This is a genomic window from Undibacterium sp. Ji49W (assembly GCF_049340205.1).
In the GTDB taxonomy this organism is placed as follows: domain Bacteria; phylum Pseudomonadota; class Gammaproteobacteria; order Burkholderiales; family Burkholderiaceae_D; genus Undibacterium.
In genome coordinates this window covers 137586-152318 of sequence record NZ_JBMPOW010000002.1, presented here as the reverse complement: position 1 = coordinate 152318, position 14733 = coordinate 137586, and the positions used below count along the sequence as shown (strand labels likewise).

Sequence of the window (14733 nt, the reverse complement as noted above, 5' to 3'; positions counted from 1 at the left end):
CTGCTCAACTTGGTGCATATCATTATGCATATTGCGAAAAAGGGAGTGAAGATGGTCACAGCCGTTTATCCGGGAACATTTGATCCGTTGACGCGTGGTCACGAAGACCTGGTGCGTCGCGCCTCTGGTCTTTTTGATACTTTGGTCGTGGGCGTGGCAGATAGCAAGAGTAAAAAACCTTTTTTCTCTCTGGAAGAACGCCTGACAATTGCCAATGAAGTATTGGGGCATTATCCGAATGTCAGGGTCGAGAGTTTTTCCGGTTTGCTGAAAGATTTTGTGCGCAAGAATGACGCACGCGTGATTGTGCGCGGCTTGCGTGCGGTATCCGATTTTGAATATGAATTCCAGATGGCCGGCATGAATCGTTACCTGCTGCCGGATGTCGAAACCCTGTTCCTGACACCGTCGGACCAGTACCAGTTCATTTCTGGCACCATCGTGCGCGAGATCGCCATGTTTGGTGGCGATGTATCAAAATTTGTATTTCCTTCCGTCGATCGCTGGCTCAAACAAAAAGTGGCCGCGCTGGGCGACAGGACTTGATAGCTGTTTGCCGGTAGCGGCAGTAATAGCGGTTTGACACAAACCGCCTGAATGAGAAGTGAGTTGGTATGGCCCTGATGATTACAGATGATTGCATCAATTGCGATGTCTGCGAACCTGAATGCCCGAATGATGCGATATACATGGGCCCGGAAATTTATGAGATCGATCCTCATAAATGCACGGAATGCGTGGGTCATTACAAAGAGCCGCAATGCCAGCAAGTGTGCCCGGTGAGCTGCATTCCCTTCAATCCGGAATGGCGTGAGACACCGGCGCAGTTACAGGCCAAATACGAAAGTCTGCAGTCCGATAAAAAGCAGGCTTAGTCAACCGGGATGCATCTGGGGGCACCGGTTTTAGCATCCGGGGTCATTTCAATAGCAGCGCACCTGATTGCGTCCGCTGTTTTTTGCCTGATATAAAGCCCGGTCTGCGCGTTGCAACATATCCCGTGCCACGACGCTGGCGTTGTCCTGATTGGACTTTTCATCGATGGTTGTCAAACCGATGGAAATCGTCGCCTGGCAAGTGCCTGCTGCCGTTAAGGCGAATTCCTGGCCGGCGATACTCTTGCGTATGCGTTCTGCCACCTGGATGGCATCATGCAGATTGGTGTTGACCAGCACCACCACAAATTCTTCTCCGCCAAAACGTCCCAGCGTATCGCTCAGGCGCAGTTCGGCCTTGATACGTCTTGCCACTTCTTTCAGTACATCATCGCCACCTTCATGTCCATAGCGGTCATTGATCTGTTTGAAAAAATCAATATCCAGATACATGCAGGCAATGCTGTAACGCTGACGGCGGGCACGTGCTATTTCTTCCAGCGCCCTTTGTTCCACATAGCGGCGGTTGCTGACATTAGTCAGCGGATCGGTCATGCCTATGTAGGTCAGACGCTCATTATTGATAACATTTTCCAGGCAGATGGCGATGATGGAGCCAAGGCGCTCGATAAAATCGGTGGCCATATTCGGCTGGAAGCGGTCGGCCCGGAAGCTACCTACATTCAGGCAACCGATCAGCCTGCCCTGACGCCGCATGGGGATGATGGCGATGCTGGCCGGCTTCTTGTTGAAGCTGGTGAAATAGGATGCATAGGCCAGGCTCTGGTACAGGCCCAACTGCGGTTTGCGCAAGGCTGATTCGGGCTGGCTTAATTCAACCTCATGTCGCAGAAACAGCAGATGAGGGAATTCATTGAGATCAATTTTCAGGTCGGCCAGCATTTGTTGCAGGTCGCCATATTTATCGAACAGCACCAGCGACACCACATCCAGTTCCGAAGTGATCGCCAGGGCACTGAAAATATTCGTGATCAATTCACGGAAGCTGTTGGCACCGATGATCTTCAAATCAAAACTTTGATGGCGGGCCATGATGCTTTGATTGCGGTGTGCCAGTTCCAGCAGGTTTTCCAGCCGCGTGCGCAAAGCCTGATTTTCGCGCTGCAATTCTTGCAGTGCATCCTGAGCATCAAGCTCAAGGGTATCGTCGTCAGGGGCGGGGATGGCACTATCCATAGTGAGTGGTTCTGCTGTTAAAAGGCAATTTGCATATTCACTTCATCGCCAAGTCGCAGGGTGTGCCCGGTGCCACTGTCCAGAATGATGTTCATACCAAAAGTAATGCCACCATCCACCAGCGGGTTCGCACGGTAAGTCTGCAAGATGTCCAGTGGATCAGGACCGATTTTTCCAGTCAGTTGATCAATTGAAGGCATAGGGCAGCGCGGACAGGGCTTGACCGGGCGCAACTGTATATCTGCACCGATTTCAAAGCATTCCGCATAATCTTCTTCATAAGCTTCCATCTCATCCAGCACCACATTGGGACGAAAGCGGTTCATCGGCAAGGCGTCACGGCCCTGTTGTTGCAGGCGTTCATTCAAGTCATCGAGCGAAGCTGTACCTGTCAGCAAGATCGGGTAACCATCAGAAAACCGCGTGGGTACGTGTTTATTCCCGGTCCACTTCTGGTTGGCAAAACGTTGGGTGTGTACGCTGGAGCGTACCAGCCTGCAAGCTATGCCAAGTACCTGGCTGAACCAAGCGGCGGCTTCATCACCGGCATCCAGGGCCAAAAAACTTTCTTCCCAGATCGTTACCTGTACCGGTGCGTCACCAGATTGTTCTGTCGGCAGTTGCAGGGGGAGTTGTAAAGCAGTCATGTTGGCTGCATGTACCAGCAAATGCCCGTTGCCCAGTTCCGGGCGTATCGTTGCCATCAGTGGATATTCTCTTTGCGTCAGGAACAGGCCCTGTTGATCCACCAGCATCCATTCCCTGTCATACACACCACCCGCGCTCAGGCCGGTATCCGTCAGGACGGCAGTGTTCAGCCTTATGCCAGCGCAGGATTTGATGGGGTAAATGTTCAGTTCGGCGATGCTTGGCATGGTAATTGGGTAAATTAAGGGCCAGAGATACGGTAGCAGCTATTTTAAAGGGGATCATGCCGTTCATGCTGGCAATTTACAGGCATATTTTATGCCCGCTCGCAGGATGCTGGCAGACGCTCAGTCCTCGCCGCGAAAGGCACGCCGGTAAGCCGAGGGCGAAATTCCGAATTCGCGGGCAAAATAACGTCGCAGCAACAAGGCTGAACCAAAGCCGGTATCCATGGCGATATCGTCAATAGAGCGTTTGCCGGCTTCAAGTTGCCGTTGGGCCAACGCCAGACGCTGGTTCAGCAACCATTTTCCAACGGTGGTGCCGGTCTGTTGCTGGAAATGGCGGGTAAAACTGCGCCGGCTCATCAAGGCCCTGGTGGCCAGTTCATCCAGATGCTGGGTGTCAGCCAGATGGGCCAGCATCCATTCCAGCACGTTGGCCAGACGCTCATCTGTGGCCAGCACCGGCAGCGGCTGTTCTATGTATTGCGCCTGACCGCCCTGGCGGTGTGGCGCAACCACCATGCGGCGCGCCACATGGGCGGCTGCTTCGGCCCCATAACTGGTCCGCAATACATGCAGGCAGCAATCAATACCCGCTGCTGTGCCAGCGGAAGTGATGACGTCACCATGATCGACATACAGCACATTCGGGTCCAGCGTGATCTGCGGATAGCGCTCAGAGAAATCTTTTGCCAGTGCCCAGTGCGTGCTGGCACTGCGCTGGTCCAGCAAGCCAGCCTCTGCCAGCACAAAGGCACCCAGACACAAGCCAATGATGCGTGCCCCGGCCTGGTGGGCGCGTCGTATGGCTTTCAACAGTTCCGGCGAGGCCGGACGCAAATCATCATGCCAGGACGGTATCACCACCATGTCGGCGCGGGCCAGTACGTTCAGCCCATGCTGTGTCTGTATGCTGAAACCGGCATTGGTGCTTATGGTACGTATGGTAGGTATGGTACGCCACTTGTCAGCCCTGCCGCTGCCGTCTGATGCGGAAGAGGAACTGCATACACGCAGATGAAATCGTGGCAGGTCGATACTCGCATGGTGTTCGCCAAACACCATGCAGGGTACAGACAGGTGAAACGGGCTGATGCCTTCAAAGGCCAGCACAGCCACATTCACACGATTGACGGGTTTATTTGTACGCATGGCCCAATTGTATCGAATATTGGCTATCGGGTCACTTATTCCATATCCGGTTTTCACCGAGAATGATGTACATGGACAGCATAAGTGCTGATTATTTTTGATCAATCCAAACAACAGGAACCAGCCATGACTACCTTTACAACAAACCAAAACATAAAACGTGCCCTGATCGTCATCGATGTGCAAAATGAATATTTCACCGGCAATATGTTGATTGAATATCCTGATCCTCAGGTGTCTTTACGCAATATAGGCAGGGCGATGGACGCCGCCAAAGAGGCGGGTATTCCAGTACTGGTTGTCCAGCATTCTGCGCCAGAAAGTGCCCCTATTTTTGCGCGTGGCTCGCAAAGCTGGCAACTGCATGAAGTTGTCGCCAGCCGTCATGCGGACCACCGTATAGAAAAAAATATGGCCAGCGTATTTACCGGTACCGATGCAGCGGCATGGTTGCAGAAAAATGAAATCACAACCATCAGCGTTGTTGGTTACATGACCCACAACTGCAATGCCAGTACCATCTATGAAGCGGCACATAATGGCTATACAGTGGAAGTGCTGACCGATGCCAGCGGCAGTCTGCCTTATGCCAATGCAGCCGGATTTGCCAGCGCAGAAGAAATTCATCGCATTTACAGCGTAGTCTTCCATTCGAATTTTGCTGCAGTGACCAGCACTGACGAATGGATAAGCGCCGCGCAGTCTGCTACTCCGCTTGCCAAAAGCAATGTACTGGAATCACATCTGGCTGGTCGTCAGCGTTCAGCAAGCCAGAACGGAATTTGATTGGCAAGTCTGTCTGCAGTAAAGCGCTAATGTCACAGCGAGTTTACTTTTCCTGATATCAGGAAGGTAGCGGCTGGTTGTTCATGGAATGCAGGGCGATGCAGTTACGTCCTGCATTTTTTGCCCTGTACAGTGCCTGGTCTGCGGCACCAACCAGGGTCGACAGATCAGTGCCGACCGCCGAAGAATCGGCAACACCTGCACTCAAGGTGCTTTGCAGGATTTCGTTTTTCCACTCTATGCGCAGATCGGCATATAACAGACGCACACGTTCTGCCAACTGGGCGGCACCCTGCTCACGGGTACCTACCAGCAAGATACAAAACTCTTCACCGCCGTAACGGGCCAGGCAGTCTTCACTGCGGATGATTGCCTGTAATAATTTGGAAAGACGACGCAGCACTTCATCTCCAGCCGGGTGACCATGGAGGTCATTGATCCGTTTGAAAAAATCCACATCGATCATGATGATGGACAGAGGCTCACCGGTCCGGACGGCGCGTGCCAGCAAACGCCGTGACTCATCCTCAAACCGACGTCGGTTCATAGCACCCGTCAGACTGTCATACGATGCCTGTTCGCGCAAATCGCTGACCAGGCGGAAGGTAATCAACAGCACCAGCGACAAGGAGATAGACAGTTGCGACAAACCGCCGAGTATAAGGAAGATAGGATTCACATCGCCTTGCGCAAACAAGCCGACTCCATGAGCAGGTGTCAGGAAAAGATTCAATGCCCTGAGCAGGCCCATCAGCGCAATAAATCCAAAGGAACCGGCAGATAACCAATAGGCTGTCTTCAGTGGTTGTGTGGTTCTTACCATCAGGTTGAATGCGCATGCTACAAATATGCCACCGAACAACAGGGAATTGGCGATCAGTACGCTGCGGATATCATTTTGTACTACACCAAACCACAGGCTTTGCGTCATCATCTGCAAGCCCAGCCATGCAGTGATCCAGTAATTGCAGCGCTTTCCCTTGAAGGCCTGAATGCCGTTGAAGATAAAACCGAAACCGCATCCTGTGATCAGAGGAACGGCTGCAATAATCAGCAAGGGCCATTCCGGCGACATTTGCGTGCTGGTAAAAATACCTATACACATGCAGCAATGCCCCAGTGCCCACTGACGCACGCCTCTGATATTATCGGCATGAAAACTGATGAGCGCCATCATTCCCGCACCCAGGAGGTTGATCCCGCTCAGCATTAGCATGATGGTTCTGACATCAAGGTTCATGCCAAACTCGCATCGATGATGTGGTGGGGATTCTTGTCAGGCAAATTTGCTCCGCAGTGGGTGTGTCGTGACGTAAAAATTATTATAGCTTAGGTGTCGCAGAAATAAAAAAGCCGCGAGTATCGCGGCTTTTGAAAAGGATTTCTTAAGGTATTTAACTTCGTTCAGACGTTAAACAGGAAGTTCAGCACATCACCATCCTTGACGATGTATTCCTTGCCCTCGGCGCGCATCTTGCCTGCTTCCTTGGCACCGGCTTCACCTTTGAAGGTGATGTAATCGTCGAATGCGATGGTCTGGGCGCGGATGAAGCCGCGTTCAAAATCGGTGTGGATCACGCCCGCAGCTTGCGGTGCCGTGTCACCTACATGGATAGTCCAGGCGCGTACTTCCTTGACACCGGCGGTGAAGTAAGTTTGCAGGCCCAGCAGTTTGAAGGCCGCGCGTATCAGACGGTCGAGGCCAGGTTCCTGCATGCCCATGTCGGCCAGGAAGTCGGCTTTGTCAGCGTCATCCAGATCAGCGATTTCAGATTCTATGGAAGCACATATTGCCACGATAGGGGCGTTTTGTGATGCTGCATAGGCCGTCAGCTGGTCCAGCAGCGGGTTATTGGTAAAGCCGCTGTCAGAGACGTTGGCCACATACATGGCTGGCTTGGCAGTGATCAGGCACAGTGGCTTGATCAGCAGCATTTCTTCTGCATCCAGGCCCAGTGCACGCACAGGCTTGGCATCGTTCAGGGCAGGCATGATGCGTTCCAGCACGGCCACCAGTTTGGTAGCGTCCTTGTCGCCGGAACGGGCTTTTTTGTTTTCGCGATGGATGGCTTTTTCTACCGTACCCATGTCGGCCAGTGCCAGTTCGGTCTGGATGACTTCAATATCGTCCAGCGGGCTGACTTTACCGGCTACGTGGATCACATTGTCATCTTCAAAGCAGCGCACCACGTTGACGATGGCGTCGGTTTCGCGGATGTGTGCCAGGAACTGATTGCCCAGGCCTTCGCCTTTGGAGGCACCGGCAACCAGGCCAGCGATATCAACAAATTCAACGATGGCGTTCTGGATGCGTTCAGGCTTGACGATGTCAGACAATTGCTTCAGACGTGGATCAGGCACTTCAACGACGCCCACATTCGGTTCTATCGTGCAGAAAGGATAATTTTCTGCCGGTATGCCCGCTTTGGTCAGCGCATTGAACAGTGTGGATTTGCCGACGTTAGGCAGGCCGACGATGCCGCATTTGAGACTCATGATGTTTTGCCAGTTGGATTTGATTAACCCGCTATTTTACCGGAACTGGCGGTCTTGCTGACTGATTCCGCAGCGAATACCCCGAAATAGAAGGAAGTGCTGCATCGCCATCACCGCATCACTGCCCTGTTTTAGACAGGAAACAAGTACGCCTGCCATATTTTGAGGCGATTTTTATCAAAATAACAGGTATGAAATTTGCTATAAGCCATATGAAACCAACAAATGTACAGGAGCAACAATATGGACAGACGTGGATTTATAGGCAAAAGCGCATTTGCGGTGGGCAATCTGGCAGTCATTACCTATGCCATTGCCCAGGTCATCAACCTGAACGAAGCCATCAACAAGTCGGGCAAGCAACGCATGCTGTCGCAGCGTCTGGCCAAAGCCTATCTGCAACTGGGGCAGGGCATCGAGGTCGAACAGTCAAAAAAGATACTCGATACATCCCTGGCCAGTTTCGAGAAACAACTGGGGGAACTGAAAACTTTTGCGCCCACCCCTGATAACCGGCAAATGCTGGCAGAAGTGGAAAAAAACTGGCTGCTGTATAAAAAGGTATTGCTGGAAAAAGCTCCCAATCAGCAAGATGCCAGACTCGTCATGGTGCTCAATGAAGATGTGCTTAGCCTGGCGAACAAGGCGACCGTGCAGCTGGAAGCCTTTTCTGGCACGGTCATGGGGCAGTTGGTGAATGTGTCTGGCCGACAGCGCATGCTGTCGCAAAGAATGGCCAAGTTTTACCAGGCGCAGCAATGGGGTGTGGCACCGCCTGATGTCATGGCCAAGCTGGATGCTGCACGCAAGGATTTTGTGGCTGGCATGGCGACCTTGCAGGCTTCATCGTCGAATACCTCGCGCATCCGCGATGAACTGGCTTTGGCACAACAGCAATGGCTGTTTTTTGACGATGCCTTGCGTCAGATCGCAGAACCAAAAAATGCACGTCAATATGCCATCAATGTGGCCACGACCAGCGAAAGAATCCTCAGTACCATGGATGGCATTACCAGTCTGTATCAGCAACTGAGCTGATATGCCTTAAGTCCTGGACTATGGCTCAGGCAGTTTGCCGGATACGTCTGGTGCTAAGGCGTTGCAGGAACAGGGTCAGCAGGACGCCGGCAACGGTCAGGCCCAGTACCAGACCTATCCAGAAGCCGCGTGCTTCCATCGCCTGTTGTGGATGCCACGGCATCCATTCTGGTGCCAGGCCCAGCAGGCAGCCCAGCGGCAATGCAAAGCCGTAAAACGCCATGAGGTGTATCAGCATGGGAGTGCGTGTCACCTTGTAGCCGCGTATGGCGCACGAAGCCGTTACCTGTGCAGCATCCGACAACTGGAAAATTGCTGCATACAACAACAGCTCTGATGCCAGTGCCTGCACCGCCAGATCCGATGTATAAGCGGCGGCGATCTGATCGCGCGTCAACATGATGCCCAGCGCAGACAGCACAGCAAAGCCCATGGACAGGGCAAAACCTACCCAGGACACAAAGCGTGCCCGCACGGCATCACCTTCACCCAGGGCCTGACCGACACGGGTGGTCAGGGCGATACCCAGGCTCATCGGCACCATGAACACCAGCGAAGAAAAATTCAGTGCAATCTGGTTGGCAGAAACCGGCACCACACCAAAACGGGCGATCAGCAGGCCGACTGCGCCAAAGGCCGATACCTCGGCAAAATAGGTGATGCCTATCGGCAGCCCCAGTCGCAGGGTGGAACGTATCTCTGTCCAGTTGGGAGCTTCAAAATGGGTGAAGGGGAAGGTGCTGTGATACACCGCAGAGCGACGCATCCAGAACACCATCGCGCCCAGCATCAGCCACAGTCCGACGCCAGTCGCCAGTGCGCAGCCGGTAGAACCCAGTTTCGGGAAACCCAGGTGACCATAAATGAACAGCCAGTTAACCACGATGTTAAAAGACAGGCCGCCCAGTGCAATCATCATTACCGGCTTGGTCTGGTTCAGGCTGGTGGTGTAACCATACAGCGCGCGGTACATGGCAAAGGCTGGCATGCCGATACTGATGACATGCACGAATTGCGATGCCTTGGCATTGATGGCGTCATCCAGTTGCAGGTAATTAAAAATCAGGGTGGAAATATTCAGCAGCAGGCAGGCGATCAGGCCTACACCCAGGCCCAGCCATAAAGACTGACGCACCATATGTGGTACGCGCTCATGATTTTCGGCACCGACCTCATGTGCAATCACCGTGTTGACAGCCATCATGATACCCATGACCGTGACAAGTATGATGGCCCAGACATTCGCCCCCAGCGAAACCGATGCCAGGTCATCCGCACTCAGGTGGCCAGTCATGGCCACGTCAGCCACACCCATACCCACGGTCGCAAGCTGGCCTATCAGGACAGGCCAGGCAATATTCCAGAGAGCGGCGGCTTCGGTGCGGATACGGGTTTTCATGCGGGACTGCCAAATCGAATAAGAATGCGGACCAGCATCTTACCGTATAACGGTATGACTTACGCAAAACCGCCCCAACTGCGTTGCAGCTCCTTGTATGCCTGCTTATCACCCGACATGCGATGATAATAGGCACCAAGTTGTACTATGACTGTTATTCAGATAATATCCGCGGTTAGATAAATTCGGTATTTTGAGTTGGAAAAATAATCCGACCATCACTGGAATGGGAAGCCGTAGTTTCCCCCGATGTTATGGGGAAAGCTACCGTATTAAAAGCTTATATCAATATAAACTTAATATGGAGACTTCTTATGAATACACTTTTATCAATCAAAAAAAACTGTTTCAGCCTTCTGGCGAACCTGTTCCTGATCCTGTTCAGCGCCAATGCCCTCGCGCAAGCCGTAGATATCAATCCCAGTACCAGCTATCAAACCATGCGTGGATTTGGCGGCTTTAATGGGGCGGGGTGGATAGACGATTTAACCAGTGCCCAGGTGGACAGTGCTTTCGGTACCGGCAGTGGGCAGATCGGTTTATCGATCATGCGTATGCGGATCGACCCTTCCAACAGTAACTGGCAAAGGCAGGTGCCCACAGCCCAGTTGGCCAAGGCCAAAGGTGTGACCCTGTTTGCGACACCCTGGTCACCGCCTGCCTCTATGAAGACCAACAATAATCTTGTATCGGGCAGGCTGTCGCCAGCCTACTATCCTGATTATGCGACGCACCTGCTGAACTTTGCCGCCTATATGGAAGGCAGCAGTGCAGCCCTGTACGGAATTTCTGTTCAGAATGAACCGGACTGGGATCCCACGTATGAAGGCTGTCAATGGAATTCGACGGAGTTCATTAACTTCCTGAAAGCGCAGGGTTCACGCTTTGGCTCGCTGAAAGTGATGACACCAGAGTCCCTCAATTTCAGTAAAACCCTGGCAGACCCGATACTCAACGATGCCAACGCAGCAGCGCAGTTTGATATTGTTGCCGGCCATCTGTACGGTGTCAGCCCCAGTGATTATCCGCTCGCACGCAGCAAGGGAAAAGAGCTGTGGATGACCGAGCATTTCACCGACAATTCTGACGCCAATGACTGGGCCAAGGCCATGCCCGCCGCGCTGGAATTACATAACAGCATGGTCGCCAACTACAGTGCTTATGTGTGGTGGTATATCCGCCGGTCTTATGGTCTGATCACTGAAGATGGTAATGTCAGCAAGCGTGGTTACATCATGTCGCAATACGCAAAATATGTGCGTCCTGGCTACACACGTATTGCCGCGACTGAAAAACCTTACGCAGATGTGTTCGTCACTGCCTACAAAAACAGCAGTGAAAAAATAGTGGTGGTGGCAATCAATAACGGTACGTCACAAAGACAGGTCAAACTGCAATTGAGTGCAGCAAGCTCAGGAAGCGCAACTGCTTTCGTGAAATACAGAACATCGTCCAGCTTCAATAATGAATACGCTGGTCAATATACGGTCACCAGCGGCCTGGCTACTGCTTATATTGATCCGGGTAGCGTCAATACGTTTGTAAGTCAGTAAACATGTAAGCTTTTTCTGAAGGTGCCTGTACTGACTTTTCAACACTACACCACGATCTCTATCATGAGGTCGTGGTGTTTTTATTGTCTTAGCCACATTTCATCGAATGACACAAAACCAAATGGCGTCATCCTGACCCCGGCCACATGTGGCGCGATGCTGACTTGCTGGTTTTCATGTGAAATAGGGATCAGCCAGCCTTCTTGTACCAGGCGTTTTCCTATGCGCGCGTAAGCCAGCATGCGGCGCTTGCTGTCTGGTAGTGTCTTGATTTTCATCAGATCAAGATCGATGTGTTTCAGGGCGGCGTCCGGCATCCAGCGACGGAACACACTGTCGGCGGCAAACCATTCATAGCAACCAAAATCCTGATCATCATGCATGACTTCACGGGTGACCACCAGGTCGGCGTCTTTCATCCAGTCGCGGGCCAGCAGTTGATCAAACGGCAGGCTGGTCCAGATGACGTTGACCCCGCCTGCTTCCAGCCTTTGCTTGATGGTCGCTGCAAGGCTCAACATTTCCTGGGTCTGGCCACTGACCATGCGCAATTTGCAGCCAGCTTTAAAGCTGCTGCATTTGGTCTTTTTCGCGACACGGTGTTTCCAGATTGCCAGCAAGCCTGATGCTGCTTTTCTGCTGCGTTCATTTGGGTCAATCAGCATCTCAGGTGCCAGCCAGTCTGCCAAAGCCAGTCTTTGTTCTACCGTTTTAAAAGCATTGCGACAGGGGTTGCAAATAATATAGGTGCAGCCTGATTCGGCACCGGCGACGGTTTGCTTTTTTGTGCAGTCTTCATTGGCATAACCAAACTGCAAATCAAATCCGGATGGACCGGATGGCGGCGGCAGCATCCATAAATCAATTTCATCCAGCAAGGGGCGCTCGCGATAATAATCCTTGAACGCCTGCAAGGTCAGTTGATAGGTATTGTTGCGTATCACGCGAAACGCGCCGCTGCCCACCGGAAAGCGTTCAAAGTCGGCGTTGCGATGACGTGGCACGATGGAGGAGTTGGCAGTGGCCAGACAATGTGGCCAGAGCTGATCGGAGTGTTCCAGATAAAAACTCACGCGCCGGCTGGGGCCAGTCTCGACATGCTGCAAATGACGGTACAGACGCTGATAAATTGCCGACTCATCCCGCAGCCGTAAAAAGCTGGCTTTCACATCATCTACACCCAGCTCCATGCCGTCATGAAAGCTCAGGCCAGGGCGTAGCCAGAAATGCCAGACAGTGGCATTTTTCTCACTTTCCCAGTGATGGGCAATCGCAGGCATCAATGCATTTTGTTGATGATCGAATGTGGTCAGGCGTGAAAAAATCTGGCGTACCAGATGCGCTTCCAGACGCCCGTATACTTTCAGCGGGTCCAGGCTTTCCACCTTGCGAAACAGCGGCATACGCAGGCTGCGGCAAGCGGCATCGGGTACGCCCAGGTATTCCGGCAGGCGCGCTGCCAGTTGCTGGCGCAGTCCATCTTCCAGGCTGGCAAAGGCCTGTTCCAGATCTCCGCGTGCCAGCAGGTGGGACAGATGATCAAGTGCCAGCGTATCGGGTGTCTGTAGAAAATCCAGTTGTGAATGATTACCGCGCCCTCGCCCCGCCTGCCATTGCAGCCGGCCCTGTTGCTGCATTTTTGCCAGCAGGTTGCGCATATTGCGTTCGCTACAATGCATGGCCTGCGCCAGACTGGGCAAACCTGGTTGTTGAGGCTGGCCTTGCAATAAAGTGTAGAGACGCCGGTACTGGTCGAGGAGTTTCATAAAAGGGGAAATTTTTTTCTCAATTATATCCATTTTTCCTTTCTGCTTTTTTCTGGATACTTGCAAAGAGCGAGAATCATCCCTGCCATGCGCAAGGATTTTCAATGCCAGGTCTGCCCATTTATGCAAAGATTGATGAACAAGGATAATGATGAAGCGCTTCCCATCGACAGTGATCCGGCTCTTGTTGAGTTCTTTTGTCTTTGTCATGGGGCGAGCGGTGGCGCTGCCTTTCATGGCCCTGTATCTGTCTGACAGCCTGGGACTGGATCAGCAGGCCGTAGGCTGGATAATGGGCGGCAGCATTTTCTTTTCCACGCTGTTTGGTCTGTATGCGGGCTATCTGACAGATCGTCTCGATAAGCGCCGCCTGATGATGTTTGCGTGCATCGCCGTGGCCCTGTGTTCGCTGCTGGTGACGGTATCAGCCTTTGCGCTGGCGGCCTTGCTGGCACTGGCCTGTATTGAATCGGCGCTGACCTTGCGCAGTATCGCGCTGAAGGCCATGCTGGCAGATTTGCTGCCGCCAGATCAAAGGCCACGTGCCTTTTCCATGAATTACATGTTGATCAACATGGCGTTTGCCATCGGTCCGGTATTGGGCGCCTGGCTGTTTGCGTATCAGGTGGCCGCGCCCTTGATGATATCTGCCATATTTTCATTGATGGCATCGCAAATAGTGGGGTATCAGGCTAGGGATAACATCACCCAGACACCCGCTACGGTACCGGCAGTTGCCGATACCAGGCTGAAGCCCGGCTTTGGCAGCACCCTGGCCAGTCTGAAGAATGACAGACGTCTGATTTTCTTAACACTGGGCAGTGTCCTGACATCGTTTGTGTTTGGTCGTTTTGTATCCGGCTACTTGTCACAATACCTGATACTGAGCAGGGGCACGCAAGCCACGGCAAAACTGATTCCTTACATCCTGATCACCAATGCGGTCACGGTCGTGGTCTTGCAATATCCGGTTGGCAAGCTCATGCAGCAAAAATACCTGTTTCGCTGGGTGACGTTGGGGGTTTCGCTGTATGCGCTGGGTTTGCTGGGCTTTATGCAGGCCGACAGTGTCATATCCTGGGTGATGGCGACACTGGCTTTCACTTTGGGTGAAGTGATCGTGATTCCCTGCGAATACCTGTTTATCGACATGATCGCACCCGCCGACAAGCGTGGCAGTTATTATGGAGCGCAAAGCCTGGCGACTTTTGGGGCAGCTTTCAGCCCCGTGGTGTGCGGTTTCTTGCTGGCGCATTTCAGGAGTGCCGTCATGTTCTGGACCCTGATTACGGCTGCCCTGATGGGTGTCGTGCTGTATTACGCCGGCACCCGTGCCAGGGCATCTCTGCCCGCGGTCGCTGCTGGGCTTGCTGAAGCCGCTGAGAAAGAAACGCCCTGTGTGTCATGCTTGAAGGCGGCATCAAGCATGATGGCATCCAACCGTATCAGGAAGTTGTTCCCCTTTTCCTGAGTTCCGGCATTTGACTAGGTCAACACGCCCTAGCTGAATGGGTGTTGCTCATACAATGCCTTGCAACTTGCCTTCGCTACAGGAATACAAGGCGCGGAAAATGCTGACTGTGCCAGTCATGGCCTTTC

13 protein-coding genes are annotated in these 14733 nt (G+C 52.7%); 6 read left to right on the top strand and 7 right to left on the bottom strand.

The features are described 5' to 3' along the window. Positions 1 to 51: 51 nt before the first annotated feature. Both coaD and ACO0LK_RS03085 read left to right on the top strand, forming a co-directional pair. Positions 52 to 546 carry a pantetheine-phosphate adenylyltransferase gene (gene coaD / locus ACO0LK_RS03090; RefSeq protein ID WP_186947762.1) on the top strand — a complete coding sequence of 165 codons (495 nt, stop codon included), beginning with the start codon at positions 52 to 54 and terminating at the stop codon, positions 544 to 546. Positions 547 to 614: 68 nt separating this feature from the next. Beyond that, positions 615 to 875, top strand: coding sequence for a YfhL family 4Fe-4S dicluster ferredoxin (locus ACO0LK_RS03085; protein ID WP_422972065.1), 261 nt, complete (start codon positions 615 to 617; stop codon positions 873 to 875). Between the two features lie 48 nt (positions 876 to 923). Here the strand turns inward: ACO0LK_RS03085 and ACO0LK_RS03080 are convergent, their stop codons facing one another. From ACO0LK_RS03080 to ACO0LK_RS03070, 3 genes are all read right to left on the bottom strand, one after another. Beyond that, a complete protein-coding gene (locus ACO0LK_RS03080) occupies positions 924 to 2072 on the bottom strand; it encodes a DUF484 family protein (RefSeq protein ID WP_422972063.1) in 1149 nt (382 codons plus the stop codon). 17 nt (positions 2073 to 2089) lie between these two features. Next, positions 2090 to 2947, bottom strand: a complete 858-nt coding sequence (locus tag ACO0LK_RS03075) for an MOSC domain-containing protein (protein ID WP_422972061.1) — start codon at positions 2945 to 2947, stop codon at positions 2090 to 2092. Between the two features lie 120 nt (positions 2948 to 3067). Further along, positions 3068 to 4096 (bottom strand): GlxA family transcriptional regulator, encoded by a 1029-nt coding sequence (locus ACO0LK_RS03070; protein WP_422972059.1) that lies wholly within the window; start codon positions 4094 to 4096, stop codon positions 3068 to 3070. Positions 4097 to 4222: 126 nt separating this feature from the next. On the opposite strand from ACO0LK_RS03070, the gene ACO0LK_RS03065 reads away from it, so the two are divergent. Next, entirely contained in the window at positions 4223 to 4882 is a 660-nt protein-coding gene (locus tag ACO0LK_RS03065; protein WP_422972057.1) for a cysteine hydrolase family protein, read from the top strand. A gap of 58 nt (positions 4883 to 4940) precedes the next feature. Here ACO0LK_RS03065 and ACO0LK_RS03060 read toward each other — a convergent pair whose 3' ends face one another. Together ACO0LK_RS03060 and ychF are read right to left on the bottom strand one after the other, a co-directional pair. Continuing rightward, the gene (locus ACO0LK_RS03060; RefSeq protein ID WP_422972055.1) at positions 4941 to 6122 is read right to left on the bottom strand and encodes a GGDEF domain-containing protein; all 1182 of its coding nucleotides are present in this window, start codon (positions 6120 to 6122) and stop codon (positions 4941 to 4943) included. Positions 6123 to 6286: 164 nt separating this feature from the next. Further along, positions 6287 to 7378 carry a redox-regulated ATPase YchF gene (gene ychF, locus ACO0LK_RS03055; RefSeq protein WP_422972053.1) on the bottom strand — a complete coding sequence of 364 codons (1092 nt, stop codon included), beginning with the start codon at positions 7376 to 7378 and terminating at the stop codon, positions 6287 to 6289. Positions 7379 to 7621: 243 nt separating this feature from the next. On the opposite strand from ychF, the gene ACO0LK_RS03050 reads away from it, so the two are divergent. Continuing rightward, complete coding sequence (locus tag ACO0LK_RS03050) at positions 7622 to 8416, top strand: type IV pili methyl-accepting chemotaxis transducer N-terminal domain-containing protein (protein WP_422972051.1); 795 nt, start codon at positions 7622 to 7624, stop codon at positions 8414 to 8416. A 25-nt stretch (positions 8417 to 8441) separates the two neighbouring features. On the opposite strand, the gene ACO0LK_RS03045 is transcribed toward ACO0LK_RS03050, so the two are convergent. Then, entirely contained in the window at positions 8442 to 9815 is a 1374-nt protein-coding gene (locus ACO0LK_RS03045; RefSeq protein ID WP_422972049.1) for an MATE family efflux transporter, read from the bottom strand. 314 nt (positions 9816 to 10129) lie between these two features. Between ACO0LK_RS03045 and ACO0LK_RS03040 the strand changes: the two genes are divergently transcribed. Further along, on the top strand, positions 10130 to 11368 hold the full coding sequence (locus ACO0LK_RS03040) for a glycoside hydrolase family 30 beta sandwich domain-containing protein (protein ID WP_422972047.1): 1239 nt from the start codon (positions 10130 to 10132) through the stop codon (positions 11366 to 11368). An 80-nt stretch (positions 11369 to 11448) separates the two neighbouring features. Here the strand turns inward: ACO0LK_RS03040 and ACO0LK_RS03035 are convergent, their stop codons facing one another. Continuing rightward, positions 11449 to 13134: an SgrR family transcriptional regulator gene (locus ACO0LK_RS03035; protein WP_422972045.1), complete on the bottom strand. Its 1686-nt coding sequence runs from the start codon at positions 13132 to 13134 to the stop codon at positions 11449 to 11451. A gap of 151 nt (positions 13135 to 13285) precedes the next feature. On the opposite strand from ACO0LK_RS03035, the gene ACO0LK_RS03030 reads away from it, so the two are divergent. After that, on the top strand, positions 13286 to 14605 hold the full coding sequence (locus tag ACO0LK_RS03030; protein WP_422972043.1) for an MFS transporter: 1320 nt from the start codon (positions 13286 to 13288) through the stop codon (positions 14603 to 14605). Positions 14606 to 14733: the final 128 nt, after the last annotated feature.